The 15,757-nt window shown below is 40.8% G+C and carries 12 protein-coding genes; 1 reads left to right on the top strand and 11 read right to left on the bottom strand.

The genetic code is table 11. The features are described 5' to 3' along the window. Nucleotides 1–48: 48 nt before the first annotated feature. From P3J6_RS18420 to P3J6_RS18445, 6 genes are all read right to left on the bottom strand, one after another. Nucleotides 49–1,317 carry an inorganic phosphate transporter gene (locus tag P3J6_RS18420; RefSeq protein WP_138606597.1) on the bottom strand — a complete coding sequence of 423 codons (1,269 nt, stop codon included), beginning with the start codon at nt 1,315–1,317 and terminating at the stop codon, nt 49–51. A gap of 39 nt (nt 1,318–1,356) precedes the next feature. Then, nucleotides 1,357–2,031, bottom strand: a complete 675-nt coding sequence (locus P3J6_RS18425; RefSeq protein WP_010391736.1) for a TIGR00153 family protein — start codon at nt 2,029–2,031, stop codon at nt 1,357–1,359. A 150-nt stretch (nt 2,032–2,181) separates the two neighbouring features. Further along, nucleotides 2,182–2,883 (bottom strand): phosphate signaling complex protein PhoU, encoded by a 702-nt coding sequence (phoU, locus tag P3J6_RS18430; RefSeq protein WP_010391735.1) that lies wholly within the window; start codon nt 2,881–2,883, stop codon nt 2,182–2,184. Nucleotides 2,884–2,927: 44 nt separating this feature from the next. Further along, nucleotides 2,928–3,755 carry a phosphate ABC transporter ATP-binding protein PstB gene (gene pstB / locus P3J6_RS18435; RefSeq protein WP_008114812.1) on the bottom strand — a complete coding sequence of 276 codons (828 nt, stop codon included), beginning with the start codon at nt 3,753–3,755 and terminating at the stop codon, nt 2,928–2,930. Between the two features lie 19 nt (nt 3,756–3,774). Further along, on the bottom strand, nt 3,775–5,424 hold the full coding sequence (pstA, locus tag P3J6_RS18440) for a phosphate ABC transporter permease PstA (protein ID WP_054202637.1): 1,650 nt from the start codon (nt 5,422–5,424) through the stop codon (nt 3,775–3,777). 15 nt (nt 5,425–5,439) lie between these two features. Then, nucleotides 5,440–7,674 (bottom strand): ABC transporter permease subunit, encoded by a 2,235-nt coding sequence (locus P3J6_RS18445; protein WP_054202638.1) that lies wholly within the window; start codon nt 7,672–7,674, stop codon nt 5,440–5,442. Nucleotides 7,675–8,095: 421 nt separating this feature from the next. On the opposite strand from P3J6_RS18445, the gene P3J6_RS18450 reads away from it, so the two are divergent. Continuing rightward, on the top strand, nt 8,096–8,602 hold the full coding sequence (locus tag P3J6_RS18450) for a glycine cleavage system protein R (protein ID WP_010391731.1): 507 nt from the start codon (nt 8,096–8,098) through the stop codon (nt 8,600–8,602). 70 nt (nt 8,603–8,672) lie between these two features. On the opposite strand, the gene P3J6_RS18455 is transcribed toward P3J6_RS18450, so the two are convergent. The 5 genes from P3J6_RS18455 to P3J6_RS18475 all read right to left on the bottom strand — a co-directional run bounded on the left by P3J6_RS18455 (nt 8,673) and on the right by P3J6_RS18475 (nt 15,696). After that, the gene (locus tag P3J6_RS18455) at nt 8,673–9,128 is read right to left on the bottom strand and encodes a hypothetical protein (protein WP_010391728.1); all 456 of its coding nucleotides are present in this window, start codon (nt 9,126–9,128) and stop codon (nt 8,673–8,675) included. Nucleotides 9,129–9,273: 145 nt separating this feature from the next. Beyond that, a complete protein-coding gene (locus P3J6_RS18460) occupies nt 9,274–12,390 on the bottom strand; it encodes an efflux RND transporter permease subunit (protein WP_198523734.1) in 3,117 nt (1,038 codons plus the stop codon). 8 nt (nt 12,391–12,398) lie between these two features. Further along, nucleotides 12,399–13,898, bottom strand: a complete 1,500-nt coding sequence (locus tag P3J6_RS18465) for an efflux RND transporter periplasmic adaptor subunit (protein WP_198523735.1) — start codon at nt 13,896–13,898, stop codon at nt 12,399–12,401. Next, entirely contained in the window at nt 13,888–15,213 is a 1,326-nt protein-coding gene (locus P3J6_RS18470) for a TolC family protein (protein WP_198523736.1), read from the bottom strand. Before P3J6_RS18470 ends, P3J6_RS18465 begins: the two co-directional genes overlap by 11 nt. 108 nt (nt 15,214–15,321) lie before the next feature. Continuing rightward, the gene (locus P3J6_RS18475) at nt 15,322–15,696 is read right to left on the bottom strand and encodes a hypothetical protein (RefSeq protein WP_055012399.1); all 375 of its coding nucleotides are present in this window, start codon (nt 15,694–15,696) and stop codon (nt 15,322–15,324) included. Nucleotides 15,697–15,757 lie beyond the last annotated feature (61 nt).

Consider the following 15,757-nt stretch of genomic DNA (forward strand, 5'->3'; position numbering starts at 1 on the left):
AAGGGCATTGAGATCTTTTCAAGCTAAAAGTCTTTTAAGTACTTTTTATTAAACCCCAAAAGCGGTTCTTAGTACGTAGAAAATAACAATAGCAAGGGCAGCACCAACTGGCAATGTAATTACCCAAGAAACTACAATATTTCTTATTACACCCATATTTAGTGCGGCAATACCACGTGCCATACCTACACCCAACACAGCGCCTACTAGGGTTTGTGTGGTTGAGATAGGTAAGCCTGTGCCCGATGCTATAACAACGGTAGAGGCAGCGGCTAATTCAGCAGCAAAACCACGGCTTGGTGTTAAATGAGTAATACCTTCACCAATGGTTTTAATTACTTTTTTGCCTAAAATAGCAAGACCGGCAACAATACCAAAACCACCTAGTGGTAATATCCACCAAGCAATAGCCGCTTTCTTAGCAATTTCACCGTTGTTTTCAACAATGTTTACAACTGCTGCTAGAGGTCCAATTGCATTAGCAACGTCGTTAGAACCATGGGCAAATGCCATACAACAAGCGGTTAGTACCATAAGTACCGCAAATACTTTTTCTACATTGTTAAACTGCATTTCTCTATCCGCTTTAGGATCGATATTTAAACGAGAAATAGCAATTTTACCGATAACTGCAACCAGTACCGCTATACCAATAGAAATAGCAAAACCTTCAACGGTACCTAAATTAATACCAATGTGCTTTAAGCCTTTCTTAATGGTCACTAGTGCCATAATAAAGCCAGCTAAACCCATGTATATTGGGACAAAGCGCTTTGCATTTTTAAGTGGAGCGTCGGTATCAAAAATCAGCTTTTGCGCACTCATAAATATTAAGTAAGCTATGAAACCTGATATCGCCGGCGTTACAATCCAGCTACCTACAATACCAGCAACTTTACCCCATTGAATAGCCTCGGTGCCCACAGCAACAAGAGCAAAACCAATGATCGCGCCAATGATTGAATGAGTAGTTGATACCGGCCAGCCTAAAAACGAGGCCATTAATAACCAACTGCCCGCGGCAAATAAAGAGGCGATCATACCTAGAACCATCAGTTCAGGAATGTCGGCAAATGGGGCAGCATCAATAATTCCTTTACGAATTGTTGATGTTACTTCACCACCGGCTAAATAAGCACCTGCGAATTCAAAAATCATCGCGATAAAAATCGCTTGTTTAATAGTAAGTGCTTTTGAACCTACTGATGTACCCATCGCGTTGGCAACGTCGTTTGCGCCAATACCATAAGCCATAAAAAAGCCGACTGCTGCGGCAATTAAAATTAATACCGTGCCGTAAGATGCAATGATATCCATTGTGTAACCTTAATCTTTCGTGTTTGAACTGATTTTAAATTAACGAGCTAACATCAGCTCAAGACGTGATCCTACGCGCTCTGCAATATCTGCAAGCTCACCGACCCATTCAATGATTTTGTATAAAAACATCACATCAACTGGATTTAGCTCACTTTCTACTTTACGTAGCTGGCGGCGTATTCTAATTTGCATTTCATCCGTGTCTTGTTCTATGGCATCCAATTCTACGAGCATTTTTTCAACCAGAGTTACTTCCCTGCCTTTAAAGCCCGTTTCTAACAATTCTTCTAATTCATTGATCGCTTTAGATGCTTGTTTAGTTGCATCGACACAACGAGTGACATATGCCAAAAAGTCTTCTTGGATCTCTTTTGGTATGATCATTTCACGACCAATTACACGCCCAGCAATATCTTTTGCTTTGTTAGCAATTTTGTCTTGTTGGGTTACTAATTCGAGCAGATCTGTACGCTCTACCGGCATAAATAATCCGCCAGGTAATTGTAAACGTATAGTTCTTTTCATTTCATCAGCTTCACGTTCTATATTACGAATGGTTAAACGTAGCTCTTCTGCTTGTTGCCACTCTTCTTTAAAAACATGATTAAAAAAAGGTATCAAACTTTCGCTAGCTTGATGAGCCTTTCTGATGTGTTCTTCTATTGGCTTTATAGGTGATTTTGCAAAAACACCTAAAAAATTTGTTGGCATAACTGACCCTTTAATCAATTCAATATGCTGTTCAACCTGAATTTTACAGCATTAAGCTAGATTGTGAACGCTTTTTCTTATTCAATTATTTACAAAAAATAAAAAAGGCAGTGTATTACTGCCTTTGATATTTTTTAGTTATTCGTATCACTACAGTGATTTTTCAATATCTTCTTGAGATGTATGACGAATATCTTTGCCGTTTACAAAATAAATGACATATTCAGCGATGTTTTGACAACGATCACCGATACGCTCTAATGAGCGAACAGACCATACTAAATCCATAATTTTTGGAATTGAGCGCGGATCTTCCATCATGTAGGTCATTATTTGACGAGTAATTGCTTCATACTCTCTATCTACTTTAGCATCCTCTTTATGCACTTCAAATGCGCGTTGCACATCCATACGTGCAAACGCATCTAAAACGTCATGCAACATTTTAGATACTTGGCGACCCATATTTTCAATGTTTACTAATAAATCTTGTTGATCCTTAGTAAATGAGTCTAGTGCAACTTTAGCAATTCGCTTAGCTTCATCGCCAATTCTTTCTAAATCGGCAATGGTTTTTGCTATTGCAATAACCAAACGTAAATCACTGGCTGCTGGTTGGCGCTTAGCAATAATACGGGTGCAATCTTCATCAATACTGACTTCCATTGCATTAACCTTGTAGTCGTTTTCACGTACTTTTTGTGCCAATACCGCATCGTTTTGGCTTACTGCATCAAGCGCGCTATTAAGTTGTTGCTCAACCAATCCACCCATGCTTAATACATGGTTACGAACATCTTCTAGCTCTTGATTAAAACGACCAGAAATATGTTTATTAATGTTGTGTTCCATAATGACCTTCTTTAATAATTCATTGCTTTCGCGTTTTAACCCGACTAGCCGTAACGACCAGTAATATAATCTTCTGTTTTTTTCTTCGTAGGCGTCGTAAATAAGGTATTAGTATCAGAATACTCAATCAGCTCACCCATATACATAAACGCTGTTTGATCTGAAACACGAGCCGCTTGTTGCATGTTGTGAGTAACAATAACCACGGTAAACTTATTCTTTAAATCATTAATTAGTTCTTCGATTACTAAGGTTGAAATCGGATCGAGTGCTGATGTTGGTTCATCAAGTAGTAATACCTCAGGCTCAATCGCAATAGAGCGGGCAATAACTAAACGTTGCTGCTGACCACCCGATAAACCAAATGCGCTATCGTGCAGTCGGTCTTTTACTTCATCCCAAAGAGCCGCACCACGTAGCGATTGCTCTACCACTTCATCTAGCTTACGCTTTTCTTTAATGCCTTGCAGGCGAAGACCGTAAACCACATTCTCATAAATTGATTTTGGAAATGGGTTTGGACGCTGAAACACCATGCCGACATTACGACGAAGGGCTGCAACATCAACGCTTTTATCGTAAATATTTTGCCCATGCAGCATGATTTCGCCTTCAATACGACAAATATCAACCAAGTCGTTCATGCGGTTAATACAACGTAATAAGGTTGATTTACCACAACCTGACGGGCCGATAAATGCCGTTACTTGGCCTTTAGGGATATTCATATTTACCTTACTCAGTGCTTGTTTATCACCGTAGTAAAGGTCGAGATCTTTAATTTCTAGCGCTTTTTGTTCGTCTGTTAAATTATTTAAATCTAACTTCAAGCTTGGCTTTGCTTGGTTTACTTTTGGAGCGACTGTAATCATGTTTGTTACCTATACTAAATTAATGCTCAAGCGATCTGAATTTTTCACGTAAATGGTTACGTATTCCAATGGCTGTGATGTTAAGGGTAATAATAACCGACACTAACAAAAAGGCCGTTGCATATACCAGCGGACGCGCCGCTTCAACGTTCGGACTTTGAAAGCCAACATCGTAAATATGAAAACCTAAGTGCATGAACTTTCTGTCTAAATGTATATATGGGAAGTTACCATCAAGCGGTAACGTTGGCGCCATTTTTACCACCCCCACCAGCATAAGCGGTGCAACTTCACCCGCAGCACGAGCAACCGCTAAAATTAATCCCGTCATAATTGCAGGGCTGGCCATAGGAATAATGATTCGCCATAGCGTTTCTACCTTAGTCGCACCCAGTGCTAATGAACCATCACGCACTGTACTAGGAATACGAGATAAACCTTCTTCGGTTGACACTATTACCACAGGCAACGTTAATATAGCCAAGGTAAGTGCCGACCACATCACACCAGGTGTACCAAATACAGGGGTAGGCGATGACTCAGGATAAAATAATTGGTCAACACTACCACCAACCATATAAACAAAGAAGCCTAAGCCAAATACGCCGTATACAATAGACGGAACACCCGCCAAGTTAATAACCGCAATACGGATCATTTTAGTAATTGCGTTTTTAGCCGCATATTCATGTAAGTAAATAGCAGCAACCACGCCAAATGGCGTTACAATCACAGCCATTAACATCACCATAAATACCGTACCAAAAATAGCAGGAAATACGCCACCTTCGGTATTGGCTTCACGTGGGTCATCTGAAACAAACTTACCTAACTGCACAAAGTAATGACCTAGTTTAGCAAAAAAGCCCATATCGTTTGGAAACCATACATCCAACACTTGATATAGCGGGATTGTAACAACCTCACCACGCATATCCTTTACGGTTACTTGGTCACGTTTAGCCTGTTTACGCAGTGCGAATAACTCTTTTTCTAATTCGCCATATTTCGTACGTAAATCAGCACGCGCTTGAGCAAGTTCAGCAACACGTTCGTCGGTTAGCTCGTTATCAAGCAAGTAGGCTTTTTCCTGTAAACGTAAACGCTCTAGCTCATAGTTAATATGCCCTATATCGCCATTTTGTAAATCAAGCGCTTCGTCGTTTAAGTCAACCGCACGCTCTACAAGATCATGTAAGGTTTCTACTTTATCTGCTGTTACCGTCTGACCGTCTTTAATGACGCTTTCTACATACCCGTAGAAATTACCGTTTTTGCTGCGCTCAAACACCGCAAGCGCTTTAGGCGCTGAGCTTTGTTTGATATCGGTTTCGAGTATCCAGCGAAAATCTAAATCAACATACTCACGGTTACCTGTTTTAATTAGTAAACGCTCAACCTCGTCTTTTTCAAATTTAGAAACATCAATACCGGTTGCCGCTAAACGCGACTTAGGTACTAATTCACGGTCATAAATTTCACCAATAACGGTTTGCTTAGCAATTGAACCTTCAAGCTCATACTGCATAACTTGAGATGGCCAAAAAAAGCTTAATCCCTTCCATGCAATCATGGCGAGTAAACCAATTACTGAAATTAAACTGATGCTTACAGCACCACCGGTCATCCAAATCCAAGGAGAACCAGACCTAAACCACTGCTTTACCATGTCGTGTTTCTCCACTTACATTGAGCTGTATTTTTCACGCAGCTGCTGACGAACAAACTCAGCAACTGTGTTGAAAATAAAGGTGAATATGAATAATACAAAGGCGGCTAAGAATAGAATTCGGTAATGCGAACTCCCTACTTCCGACTCTGGCATTTCGACGGCGATATTAGCGGCTAAGGTACGCATGCCTTGGAAAATACTCCAATCCATAATTGGGGTATTACCGGTAGCCATAAGTACAATCATAGTCTCGCCTACGGCACGGCCTAATCCCATCATTACTGCAGAAAAAATACCTGGGCTGGCGGTTAATAACACCACACGAATTAGGGTTTGCCACTGCGTAGCACCTAATGCTAACGAGCCATTTGATAAATGTTTAGGCACACTAAATACCGCATCTTCGGCAATTGAGAAAATAGTTGGAATAACCGCAAAGCCCATCGCGATACCAACTACTAATGAATTACGCTGATCGAAGGTCATGCCTAATTCATTGGTTAGGTATTGACGCACATTGCCATCAAACATCCATAACTCAATACTTTCGCTCATCGCAAACGACAACCAACCAATAAATAACACCACAGGTATTAATAAAATTGAATGTGAGCCTTCAGGGATTTTATGGCGAATAACCGCAGGTAATTTATTCCAGCCTAAAGCGGTTGCTAAAATACCCAATGGCAGTAACACCAGTAAACCAACAATAGCCGGCAAGTGCTCTTCAATTAAAGGCGCTAACCACAAGCCAGCTAAAAAGCCGAGTATTACCGTAGGCAGAGCTTCCATTATTTCAACCGTTGGCTTTACCACACGGCGCAATTCGCTCGACATAAAATAAGCAGTATAAATAGCGGCTGAAATAGCAATAGGTACAGCAAATAACATTGCGTACATAGCAGCTTTTAAAGTACCAAATGAAATTGGTACTAGTGAAAACTTCGATTCAAAATCATCACTGGCAGAAGTAGATTGCCAAATATAACCCGGCTCTGGGTAGCCTTCGTACCATACTTCTTGCCAAAGCGCTGACCACGTTACTTCTGGATGCTCGTTATGAATTTCTAAAACTGTCAGCTTGTTATCAGCTAAAATTAGCGCCGCATTTGAACGCGGAGCAATAGCAAACTGTTCAATTTCACCATCACTGACTTTACCTTGCCATAACTTTGCTTCACTGGTGGTGTAATAAAGCCCTAATTCACCATTTTGACCCGTTGTAAAAAAGGTACGACGATAAAACTCAGTAAAAATATTCAGCTTGCTTTGTTTGGTAGTTTCAAACGAACGGATTTTTTGAAATTCACGCCCTGAATCTGTATTGATTTCAAACCACTGGGATATTTCACCGTTATCATTGGCCAACATCAGTGAGTTTGCACCAGCCAATAGTTGCGATGACACTATATTCGCGTTTTCTTCATTGGCAGATAATAATTGAATTTGCTCAACTTCACTTGGGTAGCGGGTATCGAATACGTAAATTTGATTGGCAGAGCGAACAAATGTGCGGGTGGTATCTGGCGACATTAATAGCTCATCTACGCGACCATCAACGTTAAGCTCGGTGCGCTCTACTTGCCATTCAACTTCACCGGTAAACATATTTTCTTCGGCTACAAAGCTACTAAATACCACACGTTTATCGGCAGTAAGTGCCACAACGGCTGTTTTGTCTTCATAATGGCTAAAGGCAAAACGCTTAATAGCTGTACCTTGCTCATCAACTTCGAGTGCCATTTCACCCAGTGGATAACCTAAACGCGGAGTTAGCTTACGCTCATTATTAGGGAAGGTGACTAAAAACTTAGGCGCTACAATTGTCACTGTGCCATTTTCTAAACCATACGCATAATGCCCTTGAAAGGGAGCACTATTTGCAAAACTGGTTACCTGCGCGGGTAAAGTAGCATTAAGTGTTTTTAGTTTTTTACCAAACTTTGCTTTATCAACACTGTAGAAGTTAACTTGACCTTGATCATCAAGTAAATAAGCAACCTCAGTTTGCTCCTCGACACCAAGCCCTACAATTTGCTCAGCATTAGCAACATTAAAGCTAGCGCGTTTTTCAACTTTAGCTGACTCGAAAATAGGCTGCACTACATAAAGAAGGTAAAAGAAGATCAATAGCAGCGCTATTAATACCATTATACCGCCTGCGGTTATGCCAAACTTAGCAAACCGGTCTTTAAATAGACGGCTTCGATCCGTATTAAAAGTCGGTTTATTCGGATTTGAAGTCATCAAAACACCCTTATATCTTAACGTTGGGCGCATTATATTTCATCAAAGTGACAGTAATGTTACAGTCGTAATAATTCTTTACTTATAGAGAGTCTGTTCATCTTTGCAGATTAAATTCACAGCTTTTTGAGCAGGTTTTAGGCAAAATTACAACTTAAAATAATACTAAAGAATTATTTATTTTAGTGGTTATATTTATTTTTGCGTTATTAATGAACTAAATCAATTATTAATTGGACAAACTATTTATCCAAGACAATACTCAATGGGCATCTAATATAACAATAATAAAGTAACCTCCTAAGATGTAACAATCCTTTTGTGGTTAGCTTTTACATACATTTAGAATCAAATACATTAGATCGCATCACTTAATGCCTATGCATTTATTTTTTCATTTGGGCTTAAAAAGAGAACTATTATGAAGCAGTTGGTAATAACTATTTTAGGGGAAGATCGCCCCGGTTTAGTAGAAAGTATTTCATCGGTTATATTAGAAAACCATGGCAATTGGTTAAGCAGTAACTTGAGTCACTTACTCGGTCACTTTGCAGGCATTATACAGGTTGAAGTGGCTGAAGAGCATTTACAGACATTTCAAAATGCGCTCAATGGGCTTCCTAAGTTAGATGTTCGCATTGAAAAGGGCAACACTGAAATTGAGCCTGTAGAGCTTGAGCAACTTAATTTTGTGATCACCGGTAACGATCGCCCTGGTATAGTGCAAGAGCTAGCAAGTGTTATTCGCCATAAAGGCGCGAACATTACAAACTTAAACTCTAGGCAGCAAAGTGCGCCAAACTGGGGAGTGCCTATATTTAGTGCTGTTGCCACCGTTAGCCTGCCTAACGGATTGAATAAAGAAGAAGTTATTAATGCACTTGAGTCAATTACGAGTGACTTAGTGGTTGATGTAGAGCAAAGTTAAATCAGCTCTATTATCATGAACACGAAAAAGGCGCTAATTATAGCGCCTTTTTTATGCATAACACCCAGTGCTACATGTCTGCATGACGATTAATACTTTGCATCATCTGCTTCAAACCTTGCTCTTCGAGCTGTAAAATCTCCCCTAGCTTTTCTTGAGCCTCTGGTGACTGCGCTTTATCTGCCAAGTAACTGTATGCATTTAATACTTTTTGATGCTGCTGAGATAAATACTCTTGAATCGCTAGTTCATCTAGCTCATTACTGCGATCTAAATCAGTAAAGCTGATGATTTCTGAGTGCTCTGAAAAATATTCATAGCAGTATGTATCTAAAGTATTTATTTCAGTGATTGCTTTAAATCCGATTAAATCCTCAGCGAGTTTTTTTTCATACTCAACACAATAATCGATTAACTGTTTGTTATGCTCTCCAAGTAAATCCCTTACGCTAAAAAAATTAGCCGCCATTTGTGTATGAAACTGAACGGTCCAATCGAACACTTCTTGAATTGTTTTAACTTGCATGTGCGTTCCTTACTTTTTAAAACCTATTGATTAAATAGATGCGTGAATCATGCCAATAAGAAATGCAATAAAATCAGTAGATAAAGAAAGGATTGCCTAACTTGTACTGATATTTTCAGTACAAGTTACACAATCAGTGTAAATATTATAGGTTGCGCTTTCGCCACAATAAATACACAGCAGGCAATACCAGCAATGTTAAAACAATGGCGCTAAACATACCGCCAACCATAGGAGCGGCTATTCGGCTCATTACTTCACTCCCCGTGCCTGTGCCATAAAGCACCGGTAATAAGCCAATCACTATGGTTGCCACTGTCATCATTACCGGACGTACTCGTAGACCCGCACCTTCTAGTATCGCCTGTTTAAGCTGCTCTATACTCAAGCTTTTACCCATTTTAGAAGCAGCCTCTACCTGCGCTTTATAGGCTTGGTTTAAATACACTAACATTATAACGCCTATTTCTACGGCCACCCCAGCAAGGGCAATAAAGCCGACCCCCACAGCAACAGAGAAATTAAAGCCTTCTAAGTACATTAGCCAGATACCTCCTATCATCGCCAGTGGTAAAGTCGCCATAATAATAAATACCTCGGTGAAACTTCTAAAGTTAAGGTAAAGCAATACTACAATAATGGCTAAGGTCAGCGGCAACACATAACTCAGTTTGGCTTTGGCACGCTCCATATATTCGTATTGCCCAGCCCAAGTTATAGAGTATCCAGCAGGTAAAATTAGCTGCTCGTTTAGTAACTGCTGAGCATTTGCTACATAGCTACCAATATCTGTATCTTTAATATCAATAAAGCTCCAACCATTTAAACGGGCATTTTCACTTTTTATCCCAGGCGGGCCATCACTAATAAATACATCCGCCACATCAGCAAGTGCGATACGTTGACCCGTTGGAGTAACAATAGGTAAAAGCATCAGTTCTTCAGGGGAGTCACGATACGCTTGCGGATAACGAAGATTTACAGGGTAGCGCTCTTGACCCTCAACCGTTTCAGTCACGTTCATGCCACCAATTGCGGTTGCGACTACTTGTTGCACATCAGCAATATTTAAACTGTAGCGCGCTGCTTTTTCACGGTTAATATCTACCTTAATATAACGCCCACCCGCTACACGCTCTGAGTAAACAGACGCCGTACCGGGAAGATCTTTAAGTAATACCTCTATTTGTTGACCTATTTTTTGAATTTCATTCAAATTAGGGCCCGCGACTTTTATACCCACAGGGGTTTTAATCCCTGTAGCCAGCATATCTATCCGTGTTTTAATTGGCATTACCCAAGCGTTCGTCAGCCCAGGAAACTTAACTAAAGCATCCAGCTCTTGTTTGAGCTTTTCAGTGGTCATGCCTTCGCGCCACTGATCCTTAGGCTTAAACTGTATAAAGGTTTCAATCATGGTCAGCGGTGCCGGATCGGTTGCCGTTTCCGCTCGTCCAATTTTACCAAATACGGTTTTCACCTCGGGCACAGTGGCAATCAATTTATCGGTTTGCTGCAATAGCTCGCGCGCCTTACCTATTGAAATTCCTGGATAAGTAGTCGGCATATACATTAGATCCCCCTCATCAAGAGGTGGAATAAATTCACTGCCTATTTTATTTATCGGATAAAAGCCCATTAAAGTAATAACTAGCGTAATCAGCAAGGTACTTTTCGGAAATTTTAATACTAGATTTAACAGCGGCTTATAACTATTTACCAGTAAACGGTTAACTGGATTTTTATTTTCAGAGATCACCTTACCCCGAATGAAATAACCCATCAGCACGGGTACTAAGGTAATTGCTAATCCAGCAGAAGCTGCCATTGCATAGGTTTTTGTGTACGCTAATGGCGCAAACATTCGCCCTTCCTGAGCTTCTAAAATAAATACCGGCATAAAGCTCACGGTAATGATTAATAAGCTAAAAAATAACGCAGGCCCAACTTCACTGGCAGAGTCAATCACCACTTGCCAACGGTTTTCATCTGTTAGCGGTTTTTTCTCCATATGCTTGTGCATGTTTTCAATCATCACAATCGCACCATCAGTCATAGCACCAATCGCAATAGCAATCCCGCCTAATGACATGATATTGGCGTTAATTCCCTGCCAATACATAATAATAAAAGCGGTGAGTATACCTAACGGTAAGGTAATAATAGCCACCAGCGATGAGCGTATATGAAATAAAAACACCACACACACTAAAGCCACTACAATAAGCTCTTCCATTAATTTAGAGGTGAGGTTATCAACTGCGTCTTTTATTAAGTGAGAGCGATCGTACACAGGTACAATTTCAACCCCCTCTGGTAGCCCTTTTTTAAGTGACTCTAATTTAGCTTTAACGAGCTCTATGGTTTTTTGCGCGTTTTCACCAAAGCGCATAACCACTACGCCACCTGCCACCTCGCCTTCGCCGTTAAGCTCGGCAACACCGCGGCGCATTTGCGGACCTAAACGCACATTAGCAACATCACGTAACTGTAGTGCAGTACCGTTAGCGTTTATACCTAAAGGAATGGCTTCTAAATCAGCAACACTTTTTACGTAGCCAGTACTGGTGACCATGTATTCAGCTTCTGCCATCTCAACTACCGATGCACCCATTTCTTGATTGCCTTGCTTAATGGCAGTTTGAATAAGGCTTAGCGGAATACCATAAGCACGAAGCTTATCGGGCTGAACGTTTACTTGGTATTGTTTAACCATGCCGCCTACCGATGCCACTTCGGATACACCGGGTACAGTTTGCAGTTCAAATTTTAAAAACCAATCTTGTAAACTGCGTAATTGGCTGATGTCATGCTTACCTGTGGTATCAGTGAGTGCATATAAATACACCCAGCCAACGCCGGTGGCATCGGGCCCGAGCTCTGCAATTGCCGTACTAGGCAAACGGGCAGATACTTGACTTAGATATTCCTGAACACGGCTTCGTGCCCAGTATAAATCAGTGTCTTCGTCAAAAATAACGTACACGTAGGAGTCGCCAAAAAACGAAAAACCGCGTACTGTTTGCGCCCCAGGTACCGATAGCATTGCCGTGGTAATCGGGAATGTAACCTGATCTTGCACTACTTGCGGCGCTTGCCCAGGATAAGAGGTTTTAACAATAACCTGTACATCTGATAAATCGGGTAAGGCATCTACAGGCGTATTTTTTACAGCATACAAGCCACCACCAATCAGTATTGCGGTTAGTAACAAAACAAAAAAACGGTTAACAACAGACCAGCGAATAATTGCAGTAATCATAACCACTCCTAGTGATGCTGACTGTGCGTAGCATGCACAGGCGTTATTGTATGAATCACAAATTCACCTTGCTCAATGCTAAAGGTAAAAGTAACCTCATCGTTAGGCTTGAGCATCTCAGTCATTACATTTTTTGCTAGTATAAAGTCCATTGTTGCAGGTCCTCGGCCCCACTTTTCAATTGCCTCACGGCTGATATTCACAATACGATTATTAGCATCAATACTATTAATTACTCCATTCACAGTTGCCGTATTTGGGTTGGCATCACTCATTTGCATACTGTTATGCGAAACTGCTTGCATACGTTTAAAGTCAGAATTTTTACTCGACTCTGAATCAATTAAAAACTGTGCTGAAGTAACCACTTCATCGCCTGCCATAACACCTGATAAAATTTCGGTATTAGCCGCATCACTTCGCCCTAAAGTTACCTCGACCGATTTAAAACGACCTTCCCCAAGTGCAACTACAACACGGTTTTGGCTACCAGTGCGAATAACAGCTTCTTTAGGTACGATTAACTGTTTTTCAGCTACTTGACTATGAATACTGACTTGAGCAAACATATTAGGCTTTAACTGATGGCCTTGGTTATCAAAGCGCAAACGTACTCTTAAAGTACGATTTTTAGCATCTAAGGTAGGGTAAATATAATCCACTTGCCCTTGCCAGCGTTGGCCACTTAAATAATCGAGTGTCATGGTTACCGGCAAGCCAACACGAATAAGTTCTGCTTGGCGCTCAAATACCTCAGCCTCAACCCATACTTCATCAAGCTGAGCAATACTCATCATTGAGGTATCAGGTTTAACATAAAATCCTTCACGAATATTAAGCTCATCAACAACACCACCTTGGCGGGCATAAAACGTTATGTTTTGCAGTACTTGCTGACCTTCTTGCAGACGTGAAATAAAGCCATCAGACACATTAAGTGATTTTAAACGGGCTTTAGCGGCACGAATTAGCACCGGATTATTGCGCTTTAACGCTAACACAAATTCTTCTTGTGCATTCACTAGCTGTGGTGAATATAAGGTATAAAGTGGCTCATCTTGTTTAACCTGATCGCCCGCGGCTTTAACGTATAAGGTTTCGACCCATCCCTCTACGCGCGGATGAATATGAATTAGCTGGTCTTGGTTGTATTGCACATAACCTACCGTGTTAACTTCATTTTTAAGTGCAGCAAACGCAACAGGCGCGGTACGCACACCTAAATTATTAATCACAGTGGGTGAAATTTTAATACTGCCTGGCCCTTCATTGGCGCCACTGTCTGGCTCTTCGTAAACAGGCACTAAATCCATGCCCATGGGCGATAAACCAGGTTCGTCACGGCGATAATTACTATCCATAGGAGCCACCCAATAAAGCGGCTCTTTTTTGCTACTGGCTTTACTGTCAGTTGGCATAGAGTGCTCACTAGGTAAGCTTAATAAAACCCCCGCAGTTAATGCCGCACTGCATATAGCCACCAGTGATAATTTTAAATTAGTATTCATAGGTCGACTCCTGCAGTGGTGTGTTTTTTAAGCTGATATCATCAGCACTGGCATAATAATTTAACCTTGCAATAATAATCTTTTGATCAACATGAATATTTAGTGCGTCTATCTTGGCATTTAATTGACTAATACGCGCTTGCATCACATCTGAGAAGTTACCATCATCGCGGGTATAGGCATTCAGGGTCGCTTGAGCCTGCTCGGCCATTTGCGGTAGCAGCTTGGTTTGATAAAGCTCGGCGCGCTGATGAAGCCTTGCTAACTGGCTAACTTCCTTAAAGTACATTCCTTGTAGCTTTTTAAGGGCAATTAATTTTTGTGTTTTAGCCTCTTCGCTATCAGCAATGGCAGCATTTACAAGTTGATCTTGGCGGTTATCGGTAAACAGCGGCAAATCAATGCTTATACCCACAGAGAAAAGGTCTGCTCGCGAGCCGCCCATTGGCATATCATCGCGGTAACCGTACCCCATATTAACGCCAATTTGAGGTTTATAGCCTTGCTCAGCCACACTTATTTGAGTTTGCTTTGCCACTATTGCATTATCCATTGCCATAATTGCAGGGTGCTTTAATAGCATGGCCATCAGTTGTTGATACTCTAACTCGGTGTAGTTTTTTAATGCTGTAAGCTCTGAAAAGTCATCACTGACAGGCAGGCTAAGCATATCGATAGGCAACCATTGTGTTAGCCGCTTTTTAGCTCCTTGTAGCTGTTGCTCCAGTTGCATTAATTTATCTTCAAGGAGGGTTAACTCTAATTGCGCTCGAATAATATCTTGTTGGCGTGTTTTACCCACCGAGCTTACATAGCTTGATTCTGTAATATCAATGAGCTGAGTAAACAAGGCTTTATCTTGCTCAATTAGTGCAATGCTTCGCTGCGCTCTATAAGCATTAAACCATGACTCAGTAACTATGGTTTTTACTTGCGCGAGTCTATCTTTGCGCAGCCAAGGCTCTGCTGCAGCTGACTGAGAAAGAGCCTTTTGTTGAAGTGCTAGGCTATCGCCTCGACTCAGTGATTGGCTAATTCCCACTTTAAATTGGGTCATATTTTCTTGATCAAAAGCAAAACCATTAGTTGGTAGGTTCATTAACCCTAATGTAAGCACTGGATCAGGTAAGGTTCCTGCGGCAATACTTTTTGCTTCAATTGATGATTGTTTTTGCTTGCTAGCTTTAAGCCAGGGCTCATGGTTTAAGGCATAGTTAATTGCCTCATTTAAACCTAGTTCAGCACTGTGTACAGAGACATTAATACTCAACAAGCTACTTATACACACGGATTTTAATACTGCGAAGTGATTCATCACTTGCTCCACTTAAATTTAAAAATAACGAATGAAAACGATTAAATTTATAAGCAGATAGATGACAATAAGCTAAATAACTAAATTTTAAATACACCTACCCTGCGATTATGCAGGCATAGGAGGACGGTAAAGAGAACGTGCAAAGTTAACTTGATGCTGTATTACAGCATGTTGCACTTTTTCAGAGGGTAATTTGGAGGCTATAAATAGTGAGTTTACATGCAAGGCTGAATGCGAACTACAAGCACTCATCGGGCAACTGCAATCTTGAGTTAACGTGCTTTGCTCACTACAGCAATCCATAGACAGGGTTGTTGTATCAGCATCGTCACTCATTGCCATCTTACTATGCTGCATCGATGCATGGGTTGCCATGTTCGTATGCGGCATATCACATACCATAGATACAGACGCAACGGCTTGACCCACAAAAGTGAGTAACAAAGTTAGCGTGAGTAAAATACAGTAAATACGTTGCAATGAATTAACCTAAAAATAAATAGACGTTTAAAGTTTATGGGAACTGTGTTTAAAACTCAAT

The organism is Pseudoalteromonas sp. 3J6 (genome assembly GCF_903995135.1).
Classification (GTDB): domain Bacteria; phylum Pseudomonadota; class Gammaproteobacteria; order Enterobacterales; family Alteromonadaceae; genus Pseudoalteromonas.